Source organism: Glaciibacter superstes DSM 21135, assembly GCF_000421145.1.
GTDB lineage: Bacteria > Actinomycetota > Actinomycetes > Actinomycetales > Microbacteriaceae > Cryobacterium > Cryobacterium superstes.
The window spans coordinates 85,132-94,076 of the sequence record NZ_ATWH01000017.1; the positions used below are offsets into that span (position 1 = coordinate 85,132).

Annotated in this window: 10 protein-coding genes and 1 pseudogene; 9 read left to right on the forward strand and 2 right to left on the reverse strand. The window is 65.3% G+C overall.

Annotation, left to right across the window (positions count from 1 at the left end):
* The first annotated feature begins 9 nt into the window (after positions 1-9).
* From K323_RS0120960 to K323_RS0120975, 4 genes are all read left to right on the forward strand, one after another.
* A complete protein-coding gene (locus K323_RS0120960; RefSeq protein WP_022887223.1) occupies positions 10-801 on the forward strand; it encodes an ABC transporter permease in 792 nt (263 codons plus the stop codon).
* 46 nt (positions 802-847) lie between these two features.
* Positions 848-2,005 (forward strand): ABC transporter substrate-binding protein, encoded by a 1,158-nt coding sequence (locus K323_RS0120965; RefSeq protein WP_022887224.1) that lies wholly within the window; start codon positions 848-850, stop codon positions 2,003-2,005.
* Between the two features lie 95 nt (positions 2,006-2,100).
* Positions 2,101-3,444: an aspartate aminotransferase family protein gene (locus tag K323_RS0120970; protein ID WP_022887225.1), complete on the forward strand. Its 1,344-nt coding sequence runs from the start codon at positions 2,101-2,103 to the stop codon at positions 3,442-3,444.
* Positions 3,445-3,582: 138 nt separating this feature from the next.
* Positions 3,583-5,082 (forward strand): CoA-acylating methylmalonate-semialdehyde dehydrogenase, encoded by a 1,500-nt coding sequence (locus tag K323_RS0120975; RefSeq protein WP_022887226.1) that lies wholly within the window; start codon positions 3,583-3,585, stop codon positions 5,080-5,082.
* Positions 5,083-5,142: 60 nt separating this feature from the next.
* Here K323_RS0120975 and K323_RS0120980 read toward each other — a convergent pair whose 3' ends face one another.
* Positions 5,143-6,090, reverse strand: a complete 948-nt coding sequence (locus K323_RS0120980) for a LysR family transcriptional regulator (RefSeq protein WP_022887227.1) — start codon at positions 6,088-6,090, stop codon at positions 5,143-5,145.
* Between the two features lie 63 nt (positions 6,091-6,153).
* On the opposite strand from K323_RS0120980, the gene K323_RS0120985 reads away from it, so the two are divergent.
* Positions 6,154-6,345 carry a hypothetical protein gene (locus K323_RS0120985; RefSeq protein WP_022887228.1) on the forward strand — a complete coding sequence of 64 codons (192 nt, stop codon included), beginning with the start codon at positions 6,154-6,156 and terminating at the stop codon, positions 6,343-6,345.
* On the opposite strand, the gene K323_RS29935 is transcribed toward K323_RS0120985, so the two are convergent.
* Positions 6,342-6,752, reverse strand: coding sequence for a hypothetical protein (locus tag K323_RS29935; protein WP_157509527.1), 411 nt, complete (start codon positions 6,750-6,752; stop codon positions 6,342-6,344). The two genes, K323_RS0120985 and K323_RS29935, sit on opposite strands and share 4 nt — an antisense overlap.
* 212 nt (positions 6,753-6,964) lie before the next feature.
* Here K323_RS29935 and K323_RS0121000 point away from each other — a divergent pair, with 212 nt between their 5' ends.
* From K323_RS0121000 to K323_RS0121015, 4 genes and pseudogenes are all read left to right on the forward strand, one after another.
* Complete coding sequence (locus K323_RS0121000; RefSeq protein WP_157509528.1) at positions 6,965-7,228, forward strand: hypothetical protein; 264 nt, start codon at positions 6,965-6,967, stop codon at positions 7,226-7,228.
* 40 nt (positions 7,229-7,268) lie between these two features.
* Positions 7,269-7,499 carry a hypothetical protein gene (locus K323_RS0121005; RefSeq protein WP_157509529.1) on the forward strand — a complete coding sequence of 77 codons (231 nt, stop codon included), beginning with the start codon at positions 7,269-7,271 and terminating at the stop codon, positions 7,497-7,499.
* An 86-nt stretch (positions 7,500-7,585) separates the two neighbouring features.
* Positions 7,586-8,134 (forward strand): orotate phosphoribosyltransferase, encoded by a 549-nt coding sequence (pyrE, locus tag K323_RS0121010; protein ID WP_022887233.1) that lies wholly within the window; start codon positions 7,586-7,588, stop codon positions 8,132-8,134.
* Positions 8,134-8,945 (forward strand): annotated as a pseudogene (locus tag K323_RS0121015) (hypothetical protein); the annotation flags it as partial. The gene pyrE and the pseudogene K323_RS0121015, both read left to right, overlap by 1 nt.

Here is an 8,945-nt window from a genome sequence, read left to right on the forward strand (position 1 = left end):
GCGGACGCGATGACCGCTGAATCCCGATTGGTCGCCCGCCCAGGGCTGGGCTTGGCACGCACCGCGCTCGCTCCGATCGTGCTCGGAGTTGTGGTGGTGCTGCTCTGGCAGTGGGCGGTCACGGCGCTGGCGATCAAACCGTTTATCCTCCCCGGCCCATTTGCCATCGGAGAGCAGTTCACCACCAACATCGGCAACGTTCTGCAAGGGATGGCCGTCACCGGCTGGAATTCGCTCGTCGGCCTCGTGGTCGGCTCCGTGATCGGCATCGTTGCCGCGATCATTGCAGCCCTCATCCGGGTGCTCGACGAGATAGCGGCCCCGATCGTGGCTGCGCTCGCGGTGGTGCCGATCGTCGCGCTCGCGCCGGTGCTCTACACGATGTTCGGCGCCGGAGCAGAGACCGCGCGGCAGATCGTGGCTGGGCTCGCCGTGTTCGTACCGGTGTACTTCAACACACTGAGGGGGCTTCGGCAGGTGCGGCCAGTGCATCGCGACCTGATGCGCTCATACGCCGCCAGCAGGTGGCAGGCCACGCGCACCGTCACGCTGCCCACCGCGCTGCCATTCGTCTTCACCGGACTTCGCATCGCGTCGTCGCTCGCCGTCATCTCGGCCCTCGTCGCCGAGTACTTCGGCGGACCGGTTGGCGGCCTCGGCCGGGCGATCACCTCGTCTGCCTCCAGCAGCAACTATGGGCTGGCCTGGGCGTATGTGCTCGGGTCGATCATCCTGGGGCTGCTCTTCTACTGCGCGGCCATCGGCCTCGAAAAGCTCGTCACCCGCAGGCCGGGTGGCTAGACGCACTACCAGCACCACCCGTGAACGACCGAGCAAGGAGGAAGACATGAAACACAGCACACGATGGCTGGGTACCGTAGGTGCCCTCGCCACGGCCAGCGCGCTTGTCCTCACCGGATGCAGTTCAGGAGGCGGCGGTGGCGGGTCTGACGAATCCGGCGACGGGGCGGGCGACCTCACCCCGGTGACCCTCCAGTTGCAGTGGGTGGCGCAGGCCCAGTTCGCCGGCTACTACGCCGCCGTCGACCAGGGTTACTACGAAGAAGAGGGCCTGGACGTCACGATCGAGGAGGGCGGACCCGATATCGTTCCGCAGGACGTACTCGCCTCCGGCGACGTCGACTTCGCGATCTCGTGGGTGCCCAAGGTGCTCGGTTCGATCGAGCAGGGCGCCAACATCACCGACGTTGCGCAGATATTCGAACGCAGCGCCACCACGCAGATCTCGTTCAAGGACAAGAACATCACCAAGCCGGCCGACCTGGCCGGCACCAACGTGGGCAGCTGGGGCTACGGCAACGAGTGGGAGCTGTTCGCCGGCATGCAGAAAGAGGGTGTGAAGCTCGAGGACATCAGCCTGGTGCAGCAGGCGTTCGATATGACCGGATTCCTCTCCGGCGACATCGATGCGGCGCAGGCGATGACCTACAACGAGTACGCGCAGGTGCTCGAGACCGTGAACCCGGAAACGGGGGAGCTGTACCAGCCGGAAGACCTCAACGTCATCGACTGGAACGACGCCGGTACCGCGATGCTGCAGGACGCCATCTGGGCCAACGCCGACAAACTCGAAAGCGACGCTGACTATGCCGAAACCACGGTGAAGTTCATCAAGGCTTCGATCAAGGGCTGGATTTACGCGGCAGAGAACCCACAGGAGGCTGCTGACATTGTGACCGCTGCCGGGTCGACCCTCGGCCAGAGCCACCAACTCTGGATGACCAACGAGGTCAACAAGCTGATCTGGCCGTCCACGAACGGGGTCGGATTGATAGACGAGGCTGCCTGGGCCAGCACGGTGGACATCGCGCTGAACACCAAGAATGAAACCGGCGCCACCATCATCACGGCCGATCCGCCCGAAACCGCGTACTCCAACGAGTACGTGCAGAAGGCGCTTGATGAGTTGACCGAAGAAGGGGTCGACATCATGGGTACCGACTACGCGCCCGTCGACGTCACCCTGAAAGAAGGCGGAAACTGACCCGTCGACAACAACTATCGCTTCGCGCCGCGGCCAGCGGCATCCGTCACCGCGGCGCGAAGTCCCAACAAGAACAAGAAAGAAGCACGATCAGCGTGAACGACATCAGTGTGAACGACACCATTTCGGCTGAGGCGGGCGCCCGCGCCATCGAACTCGACCGAGCGCACGTATTCCACTCCTGGTCGGCGCAGGGCGCCCTCAAGCCGATCGAGATCGCGGGCGGCCTCGGCTGCCGCGTCTGGGACCACTCGGGGAGAAACTACCTCGACTTCTCCAGCCAGCTGGTCAACGTCAATATCGGCCACCAGCATCCGGCTGTCGTCGCGGCGATCATCGAGCAGGCGAACACGCTGACGACGGTCGCCCCTGCGACGGCGAACCTGACGCGTGGCGAAGCGGCCAAGCGCATCACCGAACGGGCGCCGAACGGCTTCAACAAGGTGTTCTTCACCAACGGTGGAGCGGATGCCAACGAGAACGCGATCAGGATGGCGCGGCTGCACACCGGCCGCGACACCGTGCTCTCGACGTACCGGTCGTACCACGGCAACACCGGCGCGGCCATTGTGTCGACGGGAGACTGGCGTCGCATTCACAACCAGTACGCGCGCGGCCACGTGCACTTCTTCGGACCGTACCTCTACCGCAGCGAGTTCTGGGCGACCACACCTGAGCAGGAGTCGGAGCGGGCGCTTCGGCACCTGGAGCGGGTGATCCAGAGCGAGGGCGCCGCGACCATTGCGGCGGTGCTGCTGGAGACGATACCCGGCACGGCCGGCATCATGATGCCGCCGCCGGGGTATCTGGAGGGAGTACGCGCACTCTGCGATCGCTACGGAATCATGCTGATCCTCGACGAGGTGATGGCCGGATTCGGGCGCACGGGCCGATGGTTCGCTTTCGACGACTATGACGTTGTGCCAGACCTGATCACCTTCGCAAAGGGCGTCAACTCCGGTTATGTGCCCACCGGTGGCGTCATCATCTCTGACGCGATCGCCGCCGATTTCGACGACACCGTCTTCCCCGGCGGACTGACCTACAGCGGGCATCCGCTCGCCATGGCGTCGATCGTCGGTGCGCTCGACGCGATGAGCGCGGAAGGCATCGTCGAGAACGCGGCGCGAATCGGTGCTGACGTGCTGGCGCCGGCGCTCTCAGGGCTCGAGGCGAAGCATCCGATCATCGGTGAGGTGCGCGGCACTGGCGTCTTCTGGGCGCTTGAGCTGGTGGCAGATCAGGAGACCCGAGAGCCCGTGAGCGCCGCGGTGATGGGGCGGATCAAGTCTGAACTGCTGGCTCGCAACCTGCTGCCGTTCGTGCAGGAAAACCGCATCCACGTCGTGCCGCCGTGCGTCGTCACCGACGCCGAGGTCGCCGAGGCCATCGGCATCTACGACGAGGTGCTCGGGCTCGACCTGCTCCTCGGCACCTGACCCCATACCGTTCGACGGAGATTCTGCGTCAGACGACCGGAATCGCTGTGAAATCGGCCGTTTTCTCCGAAATCTCCGTCGAATGGTCACACTCCCACTCGACCTGAAGACCAACAACAGAAACAGAAAAGAAGAACAATGAACGACACTGCAGTTCTCAACCACTGGATCAACGGAGCGAGCGCCGCTGGCGACTCCACGCGCACGGCGCCGGTCTACAACCCGGCAACGGGCGCCGTCGCCAAGCAGGTGCGGCTGGCAAGCGCAGCGGATGTCGGCACCGCCGTCGCCGCGGCGCACGCCGCGTTCCCCGCCTGGCGCGACACCTCGCAGGCGAAGCGCCAAACGGTGATGTACAACTTCCGCGAACTGTTGAACTCGCGCAAGAACGAGCTGGCCGACATCCTCACCGCCGAGCACGGAAAGGTCACGAGCGATGCTCGCGGCGAGATCGCTCGCGGACTCGAGGTGGTCGAGTTCGCGCTCGGCATGCCGCACCTGTCGAAGGGCGAGTTCTCAGAGAACGTCTCCACCGGGGTCGACGTCTACACGTTGCGCCAGCCCCTCGGCGTTGTGGGCATCATCAGCCCGTTCAACTTTCCCGCCATGGTGCCGATGTGGTTCTATCCGATCGCCATCGCGGCTGGCAACGCCGTCGTGCTGAAGCCGAGTGAGAAAGACCCGTCTGCCGCGAACTGGATGGCAGAACTCTTCCACGAGGCCGGCCTCCCAGACGGCATCTTCAACGTCGTGCACGGTGACAAGGAGGCCGTCGACGCCCTGCTCGTGCATCCAGACGTCGAGTCGATCTCGTTTGTCGGTTCCACCCCGATCGCCAAGTACATCTACGAAACGGCGTCCTCGCACGGCAAGCGCGTGCAGGCCCTCGGCGGTGCCAAGAACCACATGCTGGTGCTGCCAGACGCCGACCTCGACTTGACGGCGGATGCCGCGGTGAATGCCGGGTTCGGATCCGCCGGTGAGCGCTGCATGGCGATCAGCGTCATCCTCGCGGTCGAACCCGTCGCCGATGAGTTGATCGCGAAGATCACCGAACGGATGAAGGGCCTGAAGATCGGCGACGGCATGCGCGGCACCGACATGGGGCCGCTGATCACCGAGGCGCACCGCGACAAGGTGGCCTCGTACATCGACCTCGCCACCGAGGACGGAGCGGATGTCGTCGTCGACGGTCGCGGCGTCGAAGTCGACGGCGAGGCATCCGGATTCTGGCTCGGCCCGACCCTCTTCGACAGGGTCAGCACCGACTCCAAGGTGTACCAGGATGAGATCTTCGGCCCTGTGCTGTCGATCATCCGGGTGGCCAGCTACGAAGAAGGGCTCGAGATCATCAACCGGGGCCGCTACGGCAACGGCACCGCGATCTTCACCAACGACGGCGGGGCAGGGCGCCGGTTCCAGCACGAGGTGCAGGTCGGCATGGTCGGCATCAACGTGCCGATTCCGGTGCCGGTGGCGTACCACTCCTTCGGTGGCTGGAAAGACTCGTCATTCGGTGATGCGAAGGCATACGGCCCGAACGCGATCTCGTTCTTCACGCGCGAGAAGGCCGTGACCAGTCGCTGGCTCGACCCGAGCCACGGCGGCATCAACCTCGGCTTCCCCGAGAACCACTAGTCGCGTGAGGGGTCAGCTTTTCCTAGTGTGGACGTCGCGGCACTAGGAAAAGTTGGCTCCTCACAGGCCGCTGACGGATGCCGTGTGCTGGGCCTGCACGCGGGCCGCCTGGGCGCGCAGCACGTCGACCACCGTGCGAACGGCCAGGCGTTCTGCGCGGTCTGGCCGCATCAGCGCCACGATCTGGCGCTCGGCGTCGACCCCGCGCAGCGGTTTCAGCACCAGCTCCTCTGACTGGCCGCCGCCCGAGGTGTAGCGCGGCATCAGCGCGATACCGAGCCCGGCCGTGATGAACGCCTCGATCATGCGGAGGTCGGCGATCCGCTGAGTCACATCGGCGCGCTCGCCGGTCTGCTGCTCGATTTCGTGCAGGATGCGTTCGAACGGGAAACCGATGGGAACGCCGATCCAGGTCTCGCCGACGACATCCGTCGCCCCGACCGACGCGCGGCCGGCCAGGCGGTGGTCAGCCGGCATGCCGACGTCGAGTGGCTCGCTCATGAGGGGAACGACCCGCAGGCCGCGCCCACCCCACGCCGGCTGGCCGCGCATGGTGTGCGCGAGCACGATGTCGAAGTCGGCCGTCAGCGCGGGGAAGTCGGCCAGCTCAGGGTCCATGTCGGTGCAGTGCACGATGAGCCCCTCCACCTCCGCGAGTTCCTGCAGCGCGCCGGGCAGCAGCATCTGCCCGGCTGTGGGGAAGGTCACCACGCTGACATCGCCCGTTGCGTGGTTGCGGAATTCGTCCCAGACCGCTGTTGCGCGTTCCAGGGCGACCGCGATATCGGCGGCGCTCGTGGCCAGCGCGCGCCCGGCATCCGTCAGCACCAGGCCACGCCCGCTGCGCTCGGTGAGCGGCAGGCCGGCCTCGCGTTCGAGCACCTTCAACTGCTGTGAGACAGCGGATGGCGTGCGGTGCGTCGCCCGCGCGACCGCGGTCACGCTGTGCCGTTCTGCCAGCTCGCGGAGAAGTTCGAGTCGCTGCACGTCGAGGCGTTGTGCGTTCATGAAGCCAGCCTACATATTCAATGCAGAACTATGCGATTGTGCTGCAAGGTCTTGAGTGGTGGAATGAGAACGTCGAACACGAGCAATGGCGCCACCGTCATTCGGCATCACCCCACTTCGAAAGGCACCATCGTGTTCATCATCCTTGCTCTCCTCGCCGTCCTTGTTCTGACCTCTGCCGTCGCCGTCTTCGTTGACGTGAAGAAAGACGGTTACCGCCAGATGCCAGAGCGCAACCTCGTTCGCATCTTCTAGAGGGTCGCGCCGACAGCCCTAGTATGCGAGTGGACGACCGTCAGAGCAACGGATGCCGCGGCAGCAGCCAGCACGCCGACACCGAAGTCGTCGTGAGGCTCCGGTTCTGACGCCGAGGCCGAGCCGGCAGTATCCGATTTTGCCACCTGGTTCAACCTCGACCTTCTGACCGGGGAACCGGTGCTGATGCGGCTGATCGCCGCTGAATCCGCCGAGCGCCTCGCCGAGGTCGGCGATGACGAGTTGGTCGCGGCCGCCCTGGCGAGCCTCGAGCCGTTCGCCGACCCGGCCACGGGCCAGGTGCGCGAGACCGGCGCGCCCACCGGCCGCCGGCGCCTGCCGAGTAGCCCGGCCACCCGAGCCGTGTGCGCCGACCCGGCCTGGGCACCCGATCTTGCCCTGGGCACCCGAAATTGTGGGTGCCCAGTGTATTTCCGGGTGCCCGGGTGCTCGGTCGACATGACCGACGCCACAAGCCTTACCGTGGATACGAGTAGGTACGTTAGTCGGGCATGGTGATTGGGCTGAGGAGAATTCGATGCACATGCTGGGGGGTCCTTCAGCACGGCAATGGAGTCGGCCACTGTGGCCGTTGTCAACAGCATTGATGTTGTTAATCGTGGCAAGTGGAGTCGCATACTTCGCATCCGGTGCCACCGCGGAGACGCTGCCGGTTTGGCTCGCTGGCCTGATGCTTTTGACCTGTGTCAACTTTGCTGTGGTGATCACCTTGGTATTCGTCTTCTTGGCTAAAGCGATTCGTGAATCGAAGCACGGCTATACGACTGCAGTCGGGCTGTATCCCGAGCTTCCGCTCCTCGACTCGAAGACTGGCGTTGTGCTGGCCGAAGCGGGAGCTCGACGAGAGAACCGGGGCAAGTAGGTGCGCGGGAACATCCGCTGGAGATGGTAGCGTCACGCCCGTGAATATCTGGATGCTCGCGCTTGGAATTGCATGGATTCTATTGGGAACATTCGTACTCCTCAACCGAGACCGGATGCTTCGGTGGAGCCAAAAGCATCTGCGACAAAACGTCGGCGAGATCGGTCGATCTTTCGCGGAAGCCGGCAAGGCCCGCCACATGATCGTCCCCGCCATTGGAACGGTCGTCATCGGCGTGGTTCTCATCATCCAAGCCACGATCCACGGGTAGATGAAGCGAATTCAAGCCGCTGCCCTATGCGCGCACGCGACCACTCGCCCGGCGCACGTGCTGGTCAATGCTCTAAAGTTGGGGACGTGACAGACCCACGCGCCCAGCTCATCGACTACATCGCGGCCGACGCCGTCTTCCACGGTGACTTCACACTCACCAGCGGCAAGAAGGCCAGCTATTACGTCGACCTCCGCAAGGTGAGCCTCGACCACCGCGTTGCGCCACTCATCGGCCTGGTCATGCTCGACCTCATCAAGGACGTTCCGGATGTAGCGGCCGTCGGCGGCATGACCATGGGCGCCGACCCGGTGGCGGCGGCTGTGCTGCACCAGGGTGCTGTCCGCGGCGTCGCCTATGACGCGTTCGTGGTGCGCAAGGAGCCGAAGGATCACGGTCGCGGCAGGCAGGTCGAAGGTCCGGATCTCGCCGGCAAGCGCGTCATCGTGCTCGAAGACACCTCAACCACCGGCGGATCACCGCTGGCCGCCATCGAAGCGCTCCTCAAAGTGGGCGCTGAGATCGCCGGCGTCGCCGTGGTCGTCGACCGCAATACCGGAGCGCGGGAGGTCATCGAGGCCGCCGGCTACCCGTACTTCGCCGCGATCGGACTCGAAGACCTGGGACTCGCCTGATGGCGAAGAGCGACGAGCCGGACGACGGCGGGCTCGACTGGCTGCAGTCGCAGCTCGGCGCGGACAACGAGCATAATGACGACGACGAACCCGGCGACCCGGATAAAACTCGTGATTCGGACACGCCAGAGCGTGCCTCAGCCGAGGAGCCGGCCTGGTTCGCCTCACTGCCTGCCCGCACCGAGAAGGTCACGCCACGTGCTGCGGAGCCCGTTACTGCGGAGCCCGTTACTGCGGAGCCCGTTACTGCGGAGCCCGCGGCTGCGGTATTCGACACCGCCGAGCCGCCGACTGCCAGACTTGAGAATCGCAGCCTTGAGACCCGCAGCCCTGAGACCCGCAGCCCTGAGACCCCCGGCGCCCAGACGACTCCAGCACCGGGTTCCGATCCAGAACCGGTGACGGATGCCGCAGCGCCCACCTCGGCATTCTCCTGGGGTCTTTCGCCGACCGACGAACCCGACCCCAAGATCACGCCTCGCGTGAAGCCCGAGCCGACATCGGGGTCGGAAACTGAACCCGCGCCAGCTTCGGCAGCAACACCAGCCGATTCGCTGACGCACGTCGATTCGCTGAGACCGGCCGCGCCCGTCGCGCCGCCCTCGTCTCCTCCTGTCGCACCTCCCGTCGCACTTCCTTTCGCAACGGCGGACGATGTGCCCATCGTTCCGGCCGCTCGCCCCGACCCTGCCGATGCAGACCCGGCGCCGCCGGCGCCCGCCGAACCGGCAGTACCGGCACCCGCCGAACCGGCAGTACCGGCACCCGCCGAACCGGCAGTACCGGCACCCGCCGAACCGGCAGTACCGGC